The following is a 19,488-nucleotide window of genomic DNA, read 5'->3' on the forward strand; positions in this document are numbered from 1 at the left end:
ACACTTCGCCTCTTTGTCCGATACGAGGCGCGTGACATTGCCTGACAGGTTCATTCCCCGCCACGCGGGATATTTGCTGCTGGTGGCCGGCCTGGCGGTGGCGGGCATGGTCATGGCCGTGCCGGCACGTGCCGCGGGCCATCGGTACGACGCGGCACCGGCGCCCCTCTCCGTCCACATCCGCGGCGACCGCATGACGTTGCGTGTGGCCAGGGCGCCGCAGGTCTATCTCGCGGGAACCTTCAACGCCGCGGCCGTGCAGCAGGTGCAGCAGCTGCTGCAGTCGGGCAAGGTATTGCCGGGCGCCGACGTCTACCTGGATTCGTCCGGCGGCGATGTCGCTGCCGGCATGGAACTGGGCAAGCTGTTCCGCGCCGCGCGCCTCAACACCCACCTTGGGACATGGCACACCGGAACGGCACCGGCGTTGCCGGCCACCTGCCTGGATGCCTGCGCCTATGCCTGGCTCGGCGGCGTGTATCGCTGGTCACCCAGCGGCGCCGATCGCATCGGCCTGCATGAGGCATCGCTGCCGGCCACGGACTCCGTCGCGCCCGGCGCGACGGAGTCGAAGGACCCGCGCGGCTACCTGGAGTCGATGGGCGTGCTTCCGGCGGATTTCGCGCAGGTGCTTGCCCCGGCGGTGGGCGGCGTCGTCTGGTGGAAGCTGGAGAAACTGGTGCCCGCGCAGGTGGCCAACAACGGCCGCCTGCCGCTGGTGGCGTCCTACCGGAAGGCTCCCGGCGACGCCCCGCAATTGCTGCTGACCCAGACGGTGCGTGGCCACCAGAACCAGGTCGACCTGCAATGCGCACCCGGCCGTATCACCCTGAGCGCACGCTATGCCGTGGGCGACGAGCGCGCCCCGCTGCTCGCCGCGCGCGCCATGTACGCCTACTTCGTGGTGGGCGAGCAGGCCTGGCAGGCACACCAGGGCGAGCGGCCCCACGCGGAAGGCGAGGCGCTGGTGTTCACGCGCCAGATGCCGTTCGCGCAACTCGCGTCCGTGCTGCAGACGGTGTCGCTGGGCGCGTGGATCGAGATCACCGGCAGCCCGGTGCGGCTGGGCTTCTGGCTCGCGCCGTCGCAGGTCGAAAAACTCACACAACCGTTCTACGCGGATTGCCAGGCGCTGCAGCCGGGCTACGTGCCGCCGAAGGCGCCTGCCGGGCACGCCAAGCCGCCGTTCTGGAAGCGGATCTTCGGTCGCAAGTCGTGAGGGAAAAGCCGCGGGAGTTCCAGGTCAGGCCCGTCCGTCGCGGGTGACGACGATCCGCATATGCGCCAAAACGGCAACGGCGCCGCAGCGATGCGGCGCCGTTGCCGTCTTGCACGATAGGAAACCGGCAGGCTCCCGGATCAGAGTGCCTCGAAGATCCCAGCCGCGCCCATGCCGGTGCCGATGCACATGGTCACCATGCCGTACTTCTGCTTGCGGCGACGCATGCCGTGCACCAGGGTGGCGATGCGCACCGCGCCGGTGGCGCCCAGCGGGTGGCCCAGCGCGATGGCGCCGCCGAGCGGGTTGACCTTGGCGGGGTCGAGCCGGAGGTCGCCCATCACGGCCAGCGCCTGCGCGGCGAAGGCTTCGTTGAGCTCGATCCAGTCCAGCTGGTCCTGGGTGATGCCGGTCTGCCTGAGCGCCTTGGGGATCGCTTCCCTGGGGCCGATGCCCATGATCTCGGGCTTGACGCCGGCGACGGAGAAGCCGACGAAGCGGGCCAGCGGCTGCAGGTTGTATTCCTTGATGGCCTTCTCGCTGGCCAGCAGCACGGCGCCCGCGCCGTCGGACATCTGCGAGGAGTTGCCGGCGGTGACGGTGCCGCCGAACTGGCCGTTGCGGAACACGGTCCTGAGCTTGCCCAGCACTTCGAGCGTGGTGCCCGCGCGCGGGCCTTCGTCGTCGCCGATGGTGCGACCGTCGGTCTTGATGCCGCGGGTGGCGAGGTCGGGGTAGCGATCATCGAGCCGGAACGGGGTGATCTCGTCCTTGAACTCGCCGGCGGCCTGGGCGGCGAGGGCGCGGCGATGGCTTTCCACCGAGAACGCGTCCTGCGCCTCGCGGCTGACCTTCCACTGCTTCGCCACGTTCTCGGCGGTGATGCCCATGCCGTAGGCGATGCCGATGTGCTCGTCGTTGAAGATCGCGGGGTTCATCGCGATCTTGTGGCCCATCATCGGCACCATGCTCATGCTCTCGGTGCCGCCGGCGAGCATCAGGTCGGCCTCGCCCAGGCGGATGCGGTCGGCGGCCATCGCCACGGCCTGCAGGCCGGAGGAGCAGAAGCGGTTGATGGTGACGCCCGGCACGGTGTCGGGCAGGCCGGCCAGCAGCAGGCCGATGCGCGCCACGTTCATGCCTTGCTCGGCCTCGGGCATCGCGCAGCCGACGATGACGTCGGCGATCTCGTGCGGATCGATGCCCGGCGCCTGCGCCAGCACGGCCTTGATGACGTGGGCCAGCATGTCGTCGGGGCGGGTGTTGCGGAATACGCCGCGCGGCGCCTTGCCGACCGGGGTGCGGGTGGCGGCGACGATGTAGGCGTCTTGCACTTGCTTGGTCATGGTGCTTGCTCCGTGGCGTCGCGCATTCAGCAGCGACGCTATTGGTTTTTGATCGTCATTCCGGCGCAGGCCGAAATCCAGTCGCAGCAGTGGTCGCTTCTTGCCACTGGATCCCGGCCTGCGCCGGGATGACGTGCCTGTGGGGTTCGGTCAGTTCCTGAGCGGCTTGCCGGTGGCCATGGTGTGCGCGATGCGGGCCTGGGTCTTTTCGGTCTTGGCCAGTTCCACGAAGTGCCTGCGCTCCAGCTCCAGCAGCCATTCCTCGTCCACCAGCGAGCCGCGCTCCACGTTGCCGCCGCACAGGGTGTCGGCGATGCGGGTGGCGATCGCCACGTCGTGCTCGGAGGCGAAGTAGCCGGCCTGCAGGTTGGCAAGCGAGGCCTTGAAGCTGGCGGTGCCCACGTCGCCGGCGACCGGGATGGCGCGCTGGTACAGCGGCGGCCTCCAGCCGGATTCGGCCAGCGACAGCGCGACCTTCTTCGCCACGTAGAGCAGCTCGTAGGGGTTGAACACCACCACGTCGCTGTCGCGCAGCAGGCCCATGGCCTTTGCCTCGATCGCGCTGGGCGAGACCTTGGCCATGGCGACGGTCTCGAACACCTTCTTCAGCGCCTCGAACGGATCGGCCGGGTTGGCGTGCGCGGCGCGCACGGCCAGCTCGTGCAGGCCGCCGCCGGCGGGCAGCAGGCCCACGCCGGCCTCGACCAGGCCGATGTAGCTTTCCAGCGCGGCCACGGTGCGGGCGGAGTGCATCTGGAATTCGCAACCACCGCCGAGGGCGAGGCCGCGCACGGCGGACACCACCGGCACCAGCGCGTGCTTGATGCGCATGCTGGTGCGCTGGAAGTTGGCGACCATCTTCTCGAAGTCGTCGAACTTGCCGGCCTGCAGCAGGCCCAGCGCGCCCTTGAGGTCCGCGCCGGCGGAGAACGGCTCGCCGGCCTGCCAGATCACCACGGCCCTGAGCTTTTCCTCGGCGATGCCGATGGCGTGCTGGATGCCGTCGAGCACCTGGTCGTTGACCGTGTGCATCTTGGTCTTGAACGAGATGATGCCCACGCCGTCGTCGCCCAGCGTCCACAGGCGGATGCCGTTGTTCTCCCAAACGGTGCCGCCCTGGTCGAACTTCTCGCCCAGGAGGGGATCGGGGAACAGCTGGCGGGCATAGACCGGGTGGCTGGAGCGCGGCTTGTAGCTGTCGGATGCGGCCGACCACGAGCCGTCCTTGCCGTGCACGCCGTCGCGGCCATCCAGCACCCATGCGGGCAGCGGCGCGTTGCTCATCGCCTTGCCGGCGGTGATGTCCTCCTGCACCCACTGCGCCACCTGCTGCCAGCCGGCGGCCTGCCAGGTCTCGAACGGGCCGAGCTTCCAGCCGTAACCCCAGCGGATCGCGAAGTCCACGTCGCGCGCCGTATCCGCGATATCCGCAAGATGATAGGCGGTGTAGTGGAACAGGTCGCGGAAGGTGGCCCACAGGAACTGCGCCTGCTTGTCCTGCGAGGCGCGCAGCTTGGCGAACTTCTCGGCCGGGTTCTTGATGGCGAGGATCGCGGCGACTTCGTCGGAAGCCCTCTGCTCGCTCGGGCGGTAATCCTGCTTGGCGACGTCGAGGACGACGATGTCCTTGCCGAGCTTGCGGTAGAAGCCGGCGCCGGTCTTCTGGCCCAGCGCGCCCTTCTCGATGAGCCCGCTCAGCCACACCGGCGCCTTGAAGTAGGCGTGCCACGGATCGTCGGGCAGGGTGTCGGCCATGGTCTTGATGACGTGGGCCATGGTGTCCAGGCCCACCACGTCGGCGGTGCGATAGGTGGCGCTCTTCGGGCGGCCCACGGCCGGGCCGGTGAGCGCGTCGACCACGTCGAAGCCCAGGCCGAACTGCTCGGTGTGGTGCATGGTGGCCAGCATCGAGAACACGCCGATGCGGTTGCCGATGAAGTTCGGGGTGTCGTGCGCGATCACCACGCCCTTGCCCACGGTGGTGACGAGGAAGGCCTCGAGGCCTTCGACCACCCCGGGGTCGGTGAGGCGGGTCGGGATCACTTCGACCAGGTGCATGTAGCGCGGCGGGTTGAAGAAGTGCACGCCGCAGAAGCGGTGGCGCATCTCCTCCGGCAGCGCCCCGGCCAGACCGTTGATCGACAGGCCGGAAGTGTTGGAGGCCAGCACGGCGGTGGGCGAGACGTGCGGGGCGATCTTGCGGTAGAGATCGAGCTTCCAGTCCATCCGTTCGGCGATCGCCTCGATCACCAGGTCGACGTCCTTGAGCTGGTGCATGTCCGTGTCGTAGTTCGCCGGGATGATCGCGCTCGCGAGATCCTTGTCGGCCAGCGGCGCGGGCGAGAGCTTGGCCAGGTTGGCGATGGCCTTCAGCGCGATGCCGCTCTTTGGGCCTTCCTTCGCGGGTAGGTCGAACAGCACGGTCTCGACGCCGGCATTGGTGAGGTGCGCGGCGATCTGTGCGCCCATGACGCCGGCGCCGAGGACCGCGGCCTTGCGGATGCGCAGCGTCGGAGTGGGGGTGGATGGAGCGGTCATCGGGATTCTCCGGTCAGGGACTGCTGGGGAGTACGGAACGAAAAGCCGTTCAAAAGGCGAGCACGCGGTCGTGGCCGCGCGGTGAAATCAGGAGGCATTGAGTCCGGCGGCGGCGAAGCGGACCAGGTGCTGCACGGTCTGCTCGCGGTGGGCGCGTTCGCTGACGCCGCTCTTGCGCTGGATCATGCCGAAGCCGGACATCGCGTGGGTCAGCGCGCCGGTCACCAGGTCGATGCGCCAGTACAGCTCCTCCTTGCTGAGCCGCGGCAGCAGCCGGGCGAACTCGGCGGTGAACTGGCGCATCACGTGGCCGTAGTTCTCGGACAGGAACTTGCGCAGGCCGTCGTCGTGCTCGGCGAAGGCGCGCGCCAGCACGCGCATGAACAGCGAGCCGCCATCGTCGTGCGAAAGCTCCAGGGCAGGGCGGATGAAGGCATCCAGCACGTCCTCCAGCCGGGTGCCGGGCTGGTTGGCCACCTTGGCCAGCGCGGCCAGGCGCTGGGCGTTCAGCGCGTCCAGCCGGCGCCGGAACACTTGCTCGACCAGCTTCTCCTTGGAGCCGAAGTGGTAATTGACCGCGGCGAGGTTGACCCCGGCGGCGCTGGTCAGCTGGCGCAGCGAGGCGCCGTCGAAACCACGCTGGGCGAACAGGGTCTCGGCGGCGCCGAGTATGCGTTCCTTGGTGGAGCCGGTGCGGTTCACGGATCAGGTCTTCCCATCTCGCCACAGGGAGGCGGTTCAAACGATCGTTTGAGCATACGCGGGCGGCTTCGCTGCCGTCAAACCGTGGGGTCGGCGGGGCCGTCACCGGCTTGCGAATGAAGTAGAATCTGTCAAACTTCGCAGGCTAAACCCGCATTCCAAGTCGGTTTTGCTCGATTCGCGGCACGATGCCGACCCATCCACCACCCCGTTTCCCGGAGCACATCCATGGCGCTGGAGCGCACCCTTTCCATCATCAAGCCCGACGCCGTCGCCAAGAACGTGATCGGCGAGATCTACGCCCGTTTCGAAAAGGCCGGCCTCAAGGTCATCGCCGCCAAGCAGAAGCAGCTGTCGCGCGCCGAGGCCGAGGGCTTCTACGCCGTGCACAAGGAGCGCCCGTTCTTCAAGGCGCTGGTGGATTTCATGATCTCCGGTCCGGTGATGATCCAGGTGCTGCAGGGTGAGAACGCCGTGCTCAGGCATCGCGAGCTGATGGGTGCCACCAATCCGAAGGAAGCCGCGCCGGGCACGATCCGCGCCGATTTCGCCGACTCCATCGACGCGAATGCCGTGCATGGTTCCGACGCCGCCGAGACGGCTGCGGTCGAGATCGCGTACTTCTTCGCTGCCACCGAGATCCACTCACGTTGATTCGTGCGTTCGTCCATGGCCGCACGAGTTGAACCAAGGCGTTCATCCATGAACGCGAAAATCAAGAAGCGGCCATCCACGGCCGCACTCTGAAACAAGGACATGAACCAGGTAGCCGCCATTTCATCCGACCCGTCCGGCGCCGCCGGCAAGGTCAACCTGCTCGACTTCGATCGCCAGGGTCTGCGCGATTTCTTCGCGCAGCTCGGCGAGAAGCCGTATCGCGCCGAGCAGGTGATGAAGTGGATCTACCACCACCTGGAATCCGACTTCGCCAACATGACCGACGTGGGCAAGGCGCTGCGCGCCAAGCTCGAGGCGAGCTGCCACGTCGGCCCGCCGCAGACCCTGGTGGACAAGGCCGCGGCCGACGGCACGCACAAATGGCTGCTCGGCATGGACGGCCGCAACGCGGTGGAGGCGGTATACATCCCCGAGCCCACCCGCGGCACGCTGTGCGTGTCCTCGCAGATCGGCTGCGCGCTGAACTGCCAGTTCTGCTCCACCGGCGCACAGGGCTTCAACCGCAACCTCGCCACCGCCGAGATCATCGGCCAGATGTGGGTGGCGGCGAAGCAGCTGGGCAACGTCACCCACCAGAACCGCCGCATCACCAACGTGGTGATGATGGGCATGGGCGAGCCGCTGGCGAACTTCGACAACGTGGTGCGCGCGATGAGCCTGATGCGCGACGACCTGGGCTTCGGCCTGGCGTCCAAGCGCGTCACGCTGTCCACCGCCGGCATGGTGCCGATGATCGACAGGCTGTCGGACGTCATCGACGTGTCCCTGGCGGTGTCGCTGCACGCGGCCAACGACGAGCTGCGCACCGAGCTGGTGCCGCTCAACAAGCGTTACCCGTTGGCCGAGCTGACCGCCGCCTGCCAGCGCTGGATCGCGCGCAAGCCGCGCACCTCGATCACCTTCGAATACACCCTGATGAAGGGCGTGAACGACCAGCCCGAACACGCGAAGCAGCTAATCCGCTTCATGCGCCGCCTGCCGACCTGCAAGGTCAACCTGATCCCGTTCAACCCCTTCCCCGGCACGCGCTTCGAGCGTTCCGACGCCGAGACCATCCGCGCGTTCCAGACCCAGTTGCTCAATGCCGGCATCCTCACCATGCTGCGCCGCACCCGCGGCGACGACATCGACGCGGCCTGCGGCCAGCTGGCCGGCCAGGTGAGCGATCGCACCCGGCGCAGCGCCGAGATTCGCAAACGCGTGGACACAGAGGTGACGCATGCGCTGTAAGCCGCTGCTGATGTTCGGCCTGTCGCTGGCTCTGGCCGGCTGCGTGACGGTGGGGGGCAACAATGGCGGCGACAACAACGGCAGCGGGCAATCCAGCAGCGCCAACATCTCGGCAACCAGCAAGGCCGACCAGCGCCAGGACGCGGCACGCATCCATACCGAGCTGGCCCAGCATTACTTCGCCGAGGGCGACCTGCAGGATGCGCTGGCCAAGCTGCAACTGGCGCTGAAGTTCGACCCGGACTACGCGCCCGCCCATACCGTGATCGCGGTGGTCTACGAAAAGATCAACAACCTCCCCGAAGCCGAGGCCCACTACCGCAAGGCGGTGGCACTGGAACCGACCAAGGGCGGCCCGAACAACAACCTCGGCCAGTTCCTGTGCCGCACCGGCAAGGTGCAGGAATCGATCGGCTACTTCCGCAAGGCGGTGGCCGATCCGTTCTACGCCACTCCCGACGTGGCGCTCACCAATGCCGGCATCTGCCAGTTGCGGATGAACGACACGGCCGGCGCGGAAGCGAGTTTTCGTGACGCAATCGCGCGAAATCCCGTCAACGGCGATGCACTTTTCCATCTTGCCGAAGTACTCTACCGGCAGGGGGATGCGTTTCGTTCTCGGGCTTTCATCCAGCGCTTTGATGCGCTGGGCCAACCCAATGCGGCCGCTCTCAAGCTTGGTTACGATATCGAGTCGCGCTTGGGCAATACGGACGCAGCCCAGACCTATCTCAGGCGTTTGCAGAGCCAGTTCCCGGACTCGGAGCAGGCTCGCGCCCTGAAAACAACCGCCAGCAGTCAATGACCACGATGCAGCCTTCCCATCCCGGCCAGGACGAGGCCGCGCACGATCCGTTCGCCGATCGACCGGATGATGTCATGGAAGGCACCCCCGTCAACCATGCGCATGTCGATCCCGACGTCGCCTTCGGCAGCCGCCTGCGCGCGGCGCGCGAGGCGCGCGGACTGGAACTGGAAACCTGTGCGCACGCACTGAAACTGCCGCTGCGCATCCTGCGCAAGCTGGAACAGGGCGAGTACGCCGGCATCGACTCGCGGGTCTACCTCGCCAGCTACATCGGCAAGTACGCCCAGCATCTGGGCATCGACGAGGTGGCGATCCAGTCCGAGCTGGCGCGCATCCGCCAGGTCGAGCCGCCCCTGGTGGCCACGGGCGGCATCTCGCATTCGCGCTTCCTGCTCGACCGCTACGCAACGGCCGCCACCTATGTGGTGCTGACCCTGGTCTTCGCGGTGCCGACGATCTGGTTCGGCGTGCGCAGCACGCTGGACCGCGACCTCAGCCATCTCACGCCGCTGGATGCCTCGCCGGTGGCGCAGCAGGATGCGCAGGCCAAGGCGCCGGGCAAGCCGGGTGCGCAGCCGGTGGCGCCGGTGGCGAAGGCGCCGGCCCCGCAGTCGGCGCAGGACCAGCCGCTGATGGCCTCGATGACCCCGTTCCCGAACCTCGGCGACGACGGCATGCAGCCGCCCAAGGTTGCGGCACCCGCGGCGGACGCAGCCGGCGGCCACAGCCTCACCTTGAGTCTCAGCGCGGACAGCTGGGTCGAGGTGATCGGACAGGATGGCACGCGGCTGGAGTACGGCCTGCTGCCCGCGGGCACCAGCAAGACCTGGCACAGCGATCAGCCGCTGGACGTGCGCATCGGCAACGTCGTTGGCGCCCAGGTGAGCATCGACGGCCAGCCGGTGGCGCTGGATGGTTTCCGCCATGCCAACGTGGCGCATTTCCGCATGCAGATCGCGGACGGCAAGGCGGCTGCAGCCAGCCTCTGAGCCTGATGCCGCACGCGCGCGCCGCGCCTGCGGATCATCCATTTCGGTTATGCTTGCCCATTCTTCGCCCTTGACCGGGCGAAGGGTGCCGGCAGGCGTTTTCCGCCCTCCTGCACGCGGCGCGCGGCACGCACGTTTTCCACGAACGGTGAAGCATGGCATTTGACGCATACGACGACTACGAACAAAGCGAACGTGTCCAGAAATGGCTGCGCGAGAACGGCCTCTCCATCGCCGTGGGCATCGCGATCGGCCTGGTCGGCATCTTCGGCCTGCAGCAGTGGCGCAGGCACCAGGCGAACAACGAAGCTGCCGCCGCCACCCTGTACCAGCAGGCCCAGGTGGCGCTGGCCAGCGGCAAGCCGACGGCGGCGACCGCCTTCGTCGACGAGCTGATGAAGGACTACGCCAAGTCGCCGTACGCGTTGTTCGCGGTCAGCGACCGTGCAAAGCAACAGGTGCAGGACAAGCAGCTGGACAAGGCCATCGCCTCGTTGCAATGGGCCGAGGCGCATGCCACCGACCCGGTGCTGAAGGCACTGGTGGAACTGCGCATGGCGCGCGTGCAGCTGGCCAAGGGCGACGGCCAGGCCGCGCTGGCCACGCTCGAGGCCATGCCGGTCGGCCAGTACACCGGCCTGAACCAGGAACTCCGCGGCGATGCGCTGGTCAAGCTGGGACGCGCCGACGACGCACGCAAGGCCTACCAGGCAGCGATGGCGGCATTGGGTGAGGACGCGCCGCAGCATGCCGTCCTGCAGATGAAAATCGACGATCTGGCCGTGGCCGGAAAGCAGGGTGCATGAAAGTCGTGGTGAAGAAGAGCGTATGGTTGCTTGCCCTGGGTTCGCTGGTGCTGCTGGCCGGCTGCAATTCGTTCAAGAAGAAGAATCTCGAGCCGCCGACTCCGCTGGAAAAGCATTTCACGCCCACGGTGCAGGTCAGCAAGGCCTGGACCGCGCGCATAGGTGACGGTGCCGGCATCAGCGGCGTGCACCTGCGCCCGACCGTGGTGGACGGCGTGCTGTATGCCGACAGCACCGACGGCAAGGTCGCCGCGTTCGATGCCGCCAGCGGCAAGAAGCTGTGGGAAAAGACCACCCGCAGCAGCAAGGGCTGGTTTGGCCTGGGCCACAGGAAGGGCGTCGATGCCTCGTATGCCGGCGGCCCGGCCGTGGCTGGCGACCTGCTGGTCGTGGGTACGCTCGATGGCTACGTCCATGCCATGGGCGCGAAGGACGGCAGCCCGCGCTGGGACGCCGAACTGGATTCCGAAGTGATCGCCGCGCCGGCGATCAGCGGTGACCTGGTGGTCGTGCGTGCCCAGGACGGCCGCGTGTACGGTCTCGATGCCGCCACCGGCAAGCGCCGCTGGGTCTACGACCAAGGCAATGTGCCGGCGCTCAGCCTGCGCGGCAACAGCGCGCCGCTGGCCGCGAACGGCGTGGTGTTCATCGGCAGCGATGACGGCAAGCTGGTCGCGCTGCGCGAGGACAACGGTGAAAAGCTGTGGGAGCAGCGGCTCGCCAGCGGCGAAGGGCGTACCGACATCGAACGCCTCAACGATGCCGACGGCGCGATCCTGCTCGATGGCAGCACGCTGTACGGCGCCGCCTACCACGGCAACCTCACTGCGATCGACGGTCCCAGCGGTCGTCCGCTGTGGAGCCGTGCGTTCTCCACCTACACCTCGCTCGCGCTTGGCGGCAATGCCATCTACGGCGTCAACGACCAGGGCGAAGTGTGGGCGTTCGACCGCAGCGGCGGCGCGGACATGTGGAAGAACGACAAGCTGAAGTACCGCTGGCTCACCGGTCCGGCGGTGCAGGGCAACTACGTGGTGGTGGCCGACGCCTACGGTTACGTGCACTGGCTGCAGGCCGGCGACGGCGCATTGGCCGCGCGCGTGCGCCTGTCGAAAAAGGCGATCGAGGCCCAGCCGCTGGTGGCGGGCGACACCGTGTACGTCGAGGACGTGAAGGGCCACATCGGCGCCTACCGCCTCGCCGCGCACTGATCGCCGGGAACCATGCCCCCTCATGCTGCCCGTCGTCGCCCTGGTCGGTCGCCCCAACGTCGGTAAATCGACCCTGTTCAACGCGCTGACGCGCAGCCGCGACGCCCTGGTGGCCGACCTGCCGGGCGTCACCCGCGATCGCCATTACGGTGTCTGCCATCTCGTCGAACAGCGGCCGTTCGTGGTGGTCGATACCGGCGGCCTCTCCGGCGTGGACGAAGGCCTTGATGCGCTCACCGCGCAACAGGTGCGCCTCGCCATCGACGAGGCGCAGGCGCTGGTGTTCGTGCTGGACGCGCGCGACGGCCTGCTGCCGCAGGACCGCGCCATCCTCGACGAGCTGCGCCGCAGCGGCAAGCCCATCATCGCCGCGGTCAACAAGACCGACGGCCTCGACGAGCAGGCCGCGCTGGCCGAGTTCGCCGCCTTCGGCATCGCCGCCACATTGCCGTTGTCCGCCGCGCACAACCGCGGCACCGACCGCCTGCTTGCCGCGCTGCAGCCGCTGTTGCCGGAAGACACGCACGAGGAACTCGCGCCCGACGAGAACGACAGCATCCGCGTCGCCATCGTCGGCCGGCCGAACGCGGGCAAGTCCACCCTGGTCAACCGCCTGCTCGGCGAGGACCGGCTGATCGTCTCCGCCGTGGCCGGCACCACCCGCGACCCGATCCGCGTGCCGCTGGAGCGCGACGGCCGCAAGTACACCCTGATCGACACCGCCGGCGTGCGCCGCCGCGCGCGCGTCGAGGAGGCGGTGGAGAAATTCAGCGTCATCAAGACCCTGCAGTCGATGGCCGCCGCGCAAGTGGTGGTGCTGATGATCGATGCGCGCGAGAACCTCGCCGACCAGGACCTCACCCTGATCGGCCATGCGCTGGAGGAGGGCAGGGCGCTGGTGATCGCGGTCAACAAGTGGGACGGCCTGGACGCCTACCAGCGCGAGCAGTGCCAGCGCGCGCTCGAGCGCCGGCTGCAGTTCGTGGACTGGGCGAAGAACGTGTTCATTTCCGCGCTGCACGGCTCCGGCCTGCGCGAGCTGATGCGCGCGGTGGTGCGCGCGCATGCCGCCGCCACCAGGGAGCTCGGTTCCTCCGACCTCACCCGCACGCTGGAAAAGGCCTACGAGAGCTACCAGCCGCCGCTGGTGCGCGGTCATGCGCCCAAGCTGCGCTTCGCCCATCCCGGCGGCAGCAACCCGCCCACCGTCGTGATCCACGGCAGCCGCACCAGGCACATCGCGCCGGCCTACCAGCGCTACCTCGAGAATTTCTTCCGCAAGCGCTACAAGCTGGAAGGCACGCCGATCCGCATCGTGTTCCGCGAGGGCGAGAACCCCTACGCCGACAAGAAGAACGTGCTCACCGAGGCACAGCAGCGCAAGCGCCAGCGCATGATCCGCGAGATGAAGAAGCGCAAGCGCTGAACGTCGACCGCATCCGTGCCGCCGGGTCTAAACTGGCGCGATGAACGATCCCCTGAATCGCGAAAGCTGGCTGGATTCGCTGCGCTCCAGCGTCCCGGAAATCCCCCCCGCCGAAGCACTGGCGCGCCAGGCGCAGGGCGCGCTGCTGGTCGACGTGCGCGAGGAGGGCGAACGCGCCGCCGGCATGCCGGCCGGCGCGCTGGGGCTTTCGCGGGGCTTCCTCGAATTGCGCATCGAGCAGGCCGAGCCGGATCGCGCGCGGCCGTTGCTCGTGCTGTGCGGCAGCGGCATGCGTTCGCTGCTCGCGGCCGAATCGCTGCAACGCATGGGTTACCGCGAAGTCGCCTCGGTGGCCGGCGGTTTCGGGCGCTGGAAGAGCGAAGGCCTCCCGGTGAGCGCCGCGGCGCTGGACGCGGACGCCGCGGAACGCTACGCGCGCCAGCTGCGCCTGCCGCAGGTGGGCGAGGCGGGACAGGCGAAGCTGGCGGCGGCGAAGATCGTGCTGCTCGGCGCCGGCGGCCTCGGGGCGCCCGCGGCGCTGTATCTCGCCGCGGCCGGCGTGGGCCAGCTCACCCTGATCGACGACGACCGCGTGGAGCGTTCCAACCTGCATCGCCAGGTGATCCACGCCGACGCACGCGTCGGCATGGCCAAGACCGAGTCGGCGCGCCTCGCGCTGAACGCGCTGAATCCACGCGTGCGCATCGAGACGCGCGAGGAACGCCTGCGCGCCGACAACGTGGAGCGGCTGCTCGGCGGCCACGACCTGGTGATCGACGGCGCAGACAATTTCCCCGCGCGCTACCTGCTCGCCGCGGCGACGCGGCGCCTGCGCCTGCCGATGGTCTACGGTGCGGTGGAACGCTTCACCGGCCTGGTCAGTGTGTTCGACCCGCGCAACGACGACGCGCCGTGCTACCGCTGCCTGTTCCCCGAGCCGCCCTCGGCCGCCGAGGCGCCGAACTGCAGCGAGGCCGGCGTGCTCGGCGTGCTGCCCGGCATCGTGGGCCTGCTGCAGGCCACCGAGGCGCTGAAGCTGATCCTGGGCCTCGGCCAGCCGCTGGTCGGGCGGCTGCTGTCCTTCGATGCGCTGGGCATGCATTTCCGCGAGGCGCGCCTGCCGCGCGACCCGGCCTGCCCGGGTTGCGGCGCGGCCGCACGCTTCGCCGGCTACGAGGACATCGCCGCGCTGTGCGCGGCGGCCGGCTGATCGAGGTCGGTGGGTACCAGTGCATATACCGCCGCGTCGTGGGCGCGATCCCAGGCCCACAGACGCTGTCGCGCCATTCCCTCGAACGCGGCGCCCAGCTTGACGGCAACGCGACGGCTGGCGCGGTTGTCGGGCAGGGTGACGATCTCGATCCGGATCAGGCCCAGTTCGCCGAATCCGAAACGCGCCACCAGCCTTGCGGCTGCGGCGGCGACACCCTGGCCCTGGCGCGAGGCGCGCACCCAGTAGCCCAGGTTGGCGCTTCGATGCATGGCGTTGAACTGGTTGAGCCCGCAGCCGCCCAGCAGTCCGCCGCTGGCGGCGTCGCGCACGGCAAACGCGAACTGCTGGCCGGTGCGCCAGTCGTCGCGGCACTGCGCCGCCCAGGCCTCGGCGCGTTGCAGCCCGTAGTCCGCGTTGCACCACGGCAGCCAGCGCCCCACGCTGGCCACCGACTCGCGCACCGCGTCATGCAGTTCGGTGGCATCCGCACTGCGCCACGGCCGCAACAGCAGGCGGCCATCGGCGAGCACAGGCGTGACGTGGGCGGTGGCTTCGATCATGGCGCGTTTGTGCACTGCGGTTGGAGCTTGGATAATGGCGCGTCTTTCGGCCTGGCACCAACATGAGCGCACGCATCCTCGACGGCAAACGCATCGCGCAGGAACTGCTGGAGCGGATCGGTCGGCGCGTCGCCGAGCGCAAGGCGCAGGGCCAGCCCGCGCCCGGCCTGGCGGTGGTGCTGGTGGGCGACGACGCGGCCTCCTCGGTGTACGTGCGCAACAAGCGCAAGGCCTGCCACCAGGTCGGCTTCCGCTCCTTCGATTTCGACCTGCCGGCGAGCACCACGCAGGACGAATTGTTCGCGTTGATCGACCGGCTCAACGCCGATCCGGCGGTGCACGGCATCCTGGTGCAATCGCCGTTGCCGGGACACATCGACGAGGATGCGCTGGTCGACCGCATCGATCCGGGCAAGGACGTGGACGGCTTCCAGGCGGTGAACGTGGGCCGCCTCGCGCTGCGCCGCTTCGGCCTGCGCCCGTGCACGCCGAAGGGCGTGATGACCCTGCTCGGCCACACCGACCGCCCGGTGCGTGGCCAGCACGCGGTGGTCGTCGGCGTGTCCAACCACGTCGGCCGGCCGCTGGCGCTGGAGCTGCTGATCGCCGGCTGCACCACCACCTGCTGCCACAAGTTCACCCGCGACCTGGAAGGCCACGTGCGCCAGGCCGACATCGTGATCGTCGCGGTGGGCCGGCCGGGGCTGGTGAAGGGCGAATGGATCAAGCCCGGCGCGGTGGTGGTCGACGTGGGCATCAACCGGCTCGACGACGGCCGCCTCGTCGGCGACGTGGAATTCGCGCCGGCCGCCGAGCGCGCCAGCTGGATCACGCCGGTACCCGGCGGCGTGGGTCCGATGACCGTGGCCACGCTGATGGAGAACACGCTGGAAGCGGCCGAGGCCCGCTGAAGCTCAGCGACTGCTCTGGCGACATGCTGCACTGCCGCGTATAATCCTCTCTTTGCCGCGGGGCATACCATGCGCATTCTCGCCGAGGCTCTCACCTACGACGACGTCTACCTCGTTCCGGGCCATTCCACCGTGCTGCCGCGCGACGTGGACACTTCCACCCGGTTCACCCTCGGCCTGCGCCTGAACATCCCCATCGTCTCCGCCGCGATGGATACCGTGACCGAAGCGCGCCTCGCCATCACCATGGCGCAGCAGGGCGGCATCGGCATCATCCACAAGAACATGACGCTCGAACAGCAGGCCGCCGAAGTGCGCCTGGTGAAGAAGTTCGAGGCCGGCGTGATCCGCAACCCATTCAGCGTCAGCCCGGACACCTCGATCAGCGAGGTGCTCAAGCTCACCCGCGCGCACAACATCTCCGGCGTGCCGGTGGTGGAGGGCGAGAAGCTGGTCGGCATCGTCACCAGCCGCGACATGCGCTTCGAGCGCAAGCCCGACGATCCGGTGCGCAACATCATGACCCGGCAGGAACGGCTGGTGACGGTGAAGGAAGGCGCCAGCCAGGACGAGGTGCTGCAGCTGCTGCACAAGCACCGCATCGAGAAGGTGCTGGTGGTCAACGACGACTTCCAGCTGCGCGGCCTGATCACCGTGAAGGACATCCAGAAGGCGCGCGACAACCCGAACTCGGTCAAGGACCGCAACGAGGCGCTGCTGGTCGGCGCCGCCGTGGGCGTGGGCGGCGACACCGAGCGCCGCGTGGAAGCGCTGGTCGCGGCCGGCGTGGACGTGCTGGTGGTGGACACCGCGCACGGCCATTCGCAGGGCGTGATCGACCGCGTGGCCTGGGTGAAGAAGAACTTCCCGCAGGTGCAGGTGGTGGCCGGCAACATCGTCACCGGCGACGCCGCGCTGATGCTGCGCGACGCCGGCGCCGACGCGGTGAAGGTGGGCGTGGGCCCCGGCTCGATCTGCACCACCCGCGTGGTGGCCGGCGTAGGCGTGCCGCAGATCACCGCGATCGACATGGTGGCCACGGCATTGAAGGATTCCATTCCGCTGATCGCCGACGGCGGCATCCGCTATTCCGGCGACATCCCGAAGGCGCTGGCCGCGGGTGCGTCCTCGGTGATGCTCGGTTCGATGTTCGCCGGCACCGAGGAGTCCCCTGGCGAGGTGGAGCTGTTCCAGGGCCGCTCGTACAAGAGCTACCGCGGCATGGGCTCGATCGGCGCGATGCAGCTCGGCTCCAAGGACCGCTACTTCCAGGACAACGAGGCCGACGCCGACAAGCTGGTGCCCGAGGGCATCGAAGGCCGCGTGCCGTACCGCGGTTCGCTGCGCAACATCATCCACCAGCTGATCGGCGGCCTGCGCGCCTCGATGGGCTATCTCGGCGCGGCCACCATCGACGACGTGCGCAACAAGGCGCAGTTCGTCAAGGTGACCTCGGCCGGCGTCACCGAGGCGCACCCGCACGACATCCAGATCACCAAGGAAGCGCCGAACTACCGGCTCAATTCCTGACGAATGCGGGAGCGCCTGCGCTCCCGCTCGTCATCCCGGCGCAGGCCGGAATCCAGTTGCCAAATGTTCCGGTTGTCGCGGATACGTTCCGGGTGACGCCTGGCGCGACCGGGCAAACCATTCACCCCATCGTTACCGGATTCCGGCCTGCGCCGGAATGACGACAAAAGACTCCAGCCTTCCTGCCCGCCGCCCATGACCGCCAACATCCATTCCGACAAGATCCTCATCCTCGACTTCGGCGCGCAGTACACGCAGCTGATCGCACGCCGCGTGCGCGAGCTGGGCGTGTACTGCGAGATCTGGGCGTGGGATCACGACCCGGCGGAGATCGCCGCATTCGGCGCCAGGGGCATCATCCTCTCGGGTGGCCCGGAATCCACCACGCTGCCGGGCGCGCCGAAGGCGCCGCAGGAAGTGTTCGACTCGGGCCTGCCGATCCTCGGCATCTGCTACGGCATGCAGACCCTGGCCGCGCAGCTGGGCGGCGCCACGGAAGCGGCGGACCAGCGCGAGTTCGGCCATGCCGAGGTCGACATCGTGGCGAACAGCCGCCTGTTCGACGGCCTGAGCGACCACGCCGGCGTGCACCGCCTGGATGTCTGGATGAGCCATGGCGACCACGTCAGCCAGGCGCCGCCGGGCTTCGCCATCACCGGCTCGACCGATCGCATCCCGGTCGCGGTGATGGAGAACGAGGGCAAGCGCTGGTACGGCGTGCAGTTCCATCCCGAAGTGACGCACACCAGGCAGGGCAGTGCGCTGCTCAAGCGTTTCGTCACCGGGATCTGCGGCTGTGCCACGCTGTGGACGGCGGCCAACATCATCGGGGACCAGATCGCCCGCGTGCGCGGGCAGGTCGGCGACGACGAGGTGATCCTCGGCCTCTCCGGCGGCGTGGATTCCTCGGTGGTCGCCGCGCTGCTGCACCGGGCGATCGGCGACAAGCTCACCTGCGTGTTCGTCGACACCGGGCTGCTGCGCTGGCAGGAAGGCGACCAGGTGATGGCCACGATGGCCGAGCACATGGGCGTCAAGGTGATCCGCGTCAATGCCGCCGCGCGCTATTTCAAGGCGCTGGAAGGCGTTGCCGATCCGGAGGCCAAGCGCAAGATCATCGGCCGACTGTTCGTGGAGATCTTCGACGAGGAATCGCACAAGCTCGTCAACGCCAGGTGGCTGGCCCAGGGCACGATCTACCCCGACGTGATCGAGTCGGCCGGCAGCAAGACCGGCAAGGCCCACGTCATCAAGAGCCACCACAACGTGGGCGGCCTGCCCGAGCACATGAGGCTCAAGCTGGTCGAGCCGCTGCGCGAGCTGTTCAAGGACGAGGTGCGCCGCATCGGCGTGGAGCTCGGCCTGCCGCGCGAGATGGTCTATCGCCACCCGTTCCCCGGCCCCGGCCTGGGCGTGCGCATCCTGGGCGAGGTGAAGCCGGAATACGCCGAACTGCTGGCCCGCGCCGACGCGATCTTCATCGAGGAACTGCGCAAGGCCGACCTGTACGACAAGACCAGCCAGGCCTTCGCCGTGTTCCTGCCGGTGAAGTCGGTGGGTGTGGTCGGCGACGCCCGCGCCTACGAATGGGTGATCGCGCTGCGCGCGGTGGAGACCATCGACTTCATGACCGCGCACTGGGCGCAGCTGCCGTACGATTTCCTCGGCAAGGTCTCCAACCGCATCATCAACGAGCTGCGCGGCGTCTCGCGCGTGGTCTACGACATCAGCGGCAAGCCGCCGGCGACGATCGAGTGGGAGTGAGATGCTTCGCCCGCTGAGTCCGGCCCCGAAAGCCGGCACCGCGCCGGCTTTCGGGTGATCGTTCGACGCTTGCCGCCATGACCGAAGAAACCCGCCAGCCATTCACCGCCGAAGACGAGGCCCACATGCGCCGCGCGCTGCAGCTCGCCGCGCACGCCCGCGACGCCGAGGGCGAGGTGCCGGTGGGCGCGGTGCTGGTGCTGGGCGGCGAGATCGTGGGGCTGGGCTGGAACCGCAACATCACCCTGCACGATCCCACCGCCCACGCCGAGGTGATGGCGCTGCGCGCGGCGGGCGAAAGACTCGCCAACCATCGCGTCGTCGGCGCCACGCTCTACGTCACGCTGGAGCCTTGTTCGATGTGTGCGATGGCGCTGATCCACGCCCGCATCGGCCGCGTGGTCTACGCCGCCGCCGACCCCAAGACCGGGGCCGCCGGCAGCGTGTTCGACACCCTGCTCGACCCGCGCCACAACCACCGCCTCGAAGTGCAGGGCGGCCTGCTGGCCGAGGAATCCTCGGCCATGCTGCGCGAGTTCTTCCGCGCCAGGCGCTGA

General features: G+C 68.5%; 17 protein-coding genes. 13 read left to right on the forward strand and 4 right to left on the reverse strand.

Annotated elements, in window-relative coordinates; translation table 11 throughout:
* Positions 1–37: 37 nt before the first annotated feature.
* Positions 38–1,219 (forward strand): hypothetical protein, encoded by a 1,182-nt coding sequence (locus tag ABQJ56_RS03625; protein ID WP_367843618.1) that lies wholly within the window; start codon positions 38–40, stop codon positions 1,217–1,219.
* 140 nt (positions 1,220–1,359) lie between these two features.
* On the opposite strand, the gene ABQJ56_RS03630 is transcribed toward ABQJ56_RS03625, so the two are convergent.
* The 3 genes from ABQJ56_RS03630 to ABQJ56_RS03640 form a co-directional block, all read right to left on the reverse strand.
* Positions 1,360–2,565 carry an acetyl-CoA C-acyltransferase gene (locus ABQJ56_RS03630; RefSeq protein WP_367843619.1) on the reverse strand — a complete coding sequence of 402 codons (1,206 nt, stop codon included), beginning with the start codon at positions 2,563–2,565 and terminating at the stop codon, positions 1,360–1,362.
* Positions 2,566–2,715: 150 nt separating this feature from the next.
* The gene (locus ABQJ56_RS03635) at positions 2,716–5,103 is read right to left on the reverse strand and encodes a 3-hydroxyacyl-CoA dehydrogenase/enoyl-CoA hydratase family protein (RefSeq protein WP_367843620.1); all 2,388 of its coding nucleotides are present in this window, start codon (positions 5,101–5,103) and stop codon (positions 2,716–2,718) included.
* An 87-nt stretch (positions 5,104–5,190) separates the two neighbouring features.
* Positions 5,191–5,805, reverse strand: a complete 615-nt coding sequence (locus ABQJ56_RS03640) for a TetR/AcrR family transcriptional regulator (RefSeq protein WP_367843621.1) — start codon at positions 5,803–5,805, stop codon at positions 5,191–5,193.
* A 228-nt stretch (positions 5,806–6,033) separates the two neighbouring features.
* On the opposite strand from ABQJ56_RS03640, the gene ndk reads away from it, so the two are divergent.
* From ndk to moeB, 8 genes are all read left to right on the forward strand, one after another.
* A complete protein-coding gene (gene ndk / locus ABQJ56_RS03645) occupies positions 6,034–6,459 on the forward strand; it encodes a nucleoside-diphosphate kinase (protein ID WP_367843622.1) in 426 nt (141 codons plus the stop codon).
* Positions 6,460–6,561: 102 nt separating this feature from the next.
* The gene (rlmN, locus tag ABQJ56_RS03650; protein ID WP_367843623.1) at positions 6,562–7,713 is read left to right on the forward strand and encodes a dual-specificity RNA methyltransferase RlmN; all 1,152 of its coding nucleotides are present in this window, start codon (positions 6,562–6,564) and stop codon (positions 7,711–7,713) included.
* Positions 7,703–8,518: a type IV pilus biogenesis/stability protein PilW gene (pilW, locus tag ABQJ56_RS03655; RefSeq protein ID WP_367843624.1), complete on the forward strand. Its 816-nt coding sequence runs from the start codon at positions 7,703–7,705 to the stop codon at positions 8,516–8,518. Before rlmN ends, pilW begins: the two co-directional genes overlap by 11 nt.
* Positions 8,519–8,592: 74 nt before the next feature.
* Positions 8,593–9,510, forward strand: a complete 918-nt coding sequence (locus ABQJ56_RS03660; protein ID WP_367843625.1) for a helix-turn-helix domain-containing protein — start codon at positions 8,593–8,595, stop codon at positions 9,508–9,510.
* A 155-nt stretch (positions 9,511–9,665) separates the two neighbouring features.
* Positions 9,666–10,316 (forward strand): YfgM family protein, encoded by a 651-nt coding sequence (locus ABQJ56_RS03665; RefSeq protein WP_367843626.1) that lies wholly within the window; start codon positions 9,666–9,668, stop codon positions 10,314–10,316.
* Positions 10,313–11,527: an outer membrane protein assembly factor BamB gene (gene bamB / locus ABQJ56_RS03670; protein ID WP_367843627.1), complete on the forward strand. Its 1,215-nt coding sequence runs from the start codon at positions 10,313–10,315 to the stop codon at positions 11,525–11,527. The genes ABQJ56_RS03665 and bamB overlap by 4 nt, the downstream gene beginning before the upstream one ends.
* 22 nt (positions 11,528–11,549) lie before the next feature.
* Positions 11,550–12,953: a ribosome biogenesis GTPase Der gene (gene der / locus ABQJ56_RS03675; protein ID WP_367843628.1), complete on the forward strand. Its 1,404-nt coding sequence runs from the start codon at positions 11,550–11,552 to the stop codon at positions 12,951–12,953.
* Positions 12,954–12,993: 40 nt separating this feature from the next.
* A complete protein-coding gene (moeB, locus tag ABQJ56_RS03680; RefSeq protein ID WP_367843629.1) occupies positions 12,994–14,163 on the forward strand; it encodes a molybdopterin-synthase adenylyltransferase MoeB in 1,170 nt (389 codons plus the stop codon).
* On the opposite strand, the gene ABQJ56_RS03685 is transcribed toward moeB, so the two are convergent.
* On the reverse strand, positions 14,124–14,726 hold the full coding sequence (locus ABQJ56_RS03685) for a GNAT family N-acetyltransferase (protein ID WP_367843630.1): 603 nt from the start codon (positions 14,724–14,726) through the stop codon (positions 14,124–14,126). The two genes, moeB and ABQJ56_RS03685, sit on opposite strands and share 40 nt — an antisense overlap.
* A gap of 62 nt (positions 14,727–14,788) precedes the next feature.
* Between ABQJ56_RS03685 and folD the strand changes: the two genes are divergently transcribed.
* The 4 genes from folD to tadA all read left to right on the forward strand — a co-directional run bounded on the left by folD (position 14,789) and on the right by tadA (position 19,488).
* Positions 14,789–15,637 carry a bifunctional methylenetetrahydrofolate dehydrogenase/methenyltetrahydrofolate cyclohydrolase FolD gene (gene folD / locus ABQJ56_RS03690; RefSeq protein WP_367843631.1) on the forward strand — a complete coding sequence of 283 codons (849 nt, stop codon included), beginning with the start codon at positions 14,789–14,791 and terminating at the stop codon, positions 15,635–15,637.
* A gap of 69 nt (positions 15,638–15,706) precedes the next feature.
* On the forward strand, positions 15,707–17,167 hold the full coding sequence (guaB, locus tag ABQJ56_RS03695; protein ID WP_367843632.1) for an IMP dehydrogenase: 1,461 nt from the start codon (positions 15,707–15,709) through the stop codon (positions 17,165–17,167).
* 195 nt (positions 17,168–17,362) lie between these two features.
* Positions 17,363–18,931, forward strand: coding sequence for a glutamine-hydrolyzing GMP synthase (guaA, locus tag ABQJ56_RS03700; RefSeq protein WP_367843633.1), 1,569 nt, complete (start codon positions 17,363–17,365; stop codon positions 18,929–18,931).
* 77 nt (positions 18,932–19,008) lie between these two features.
* On the forward strand, positions 19,009–19,488 hold the full coding sequence (gene tadA / locus ABQJ56_RS03705; RefSeq protein ID WP_367843634.1) for a tRNA adenosine(34) deaminase TadA: 480 nt from the start codon (positions 19,009–19,011) through the stop codon (positions 19,486–19,488).

Origin of the sequence: Rhodanobacter geophilus (assembly GCF_040812275.1) — a bacterium.
Classification (GTDB): domain Bacteria; phylum Pseudomonadota; class Gammaproteobacteria; order Xanthomonadales; family Rhodanobacteraceae; genus Rhodanobacter_A; species Rhodanobacter_A geophilus.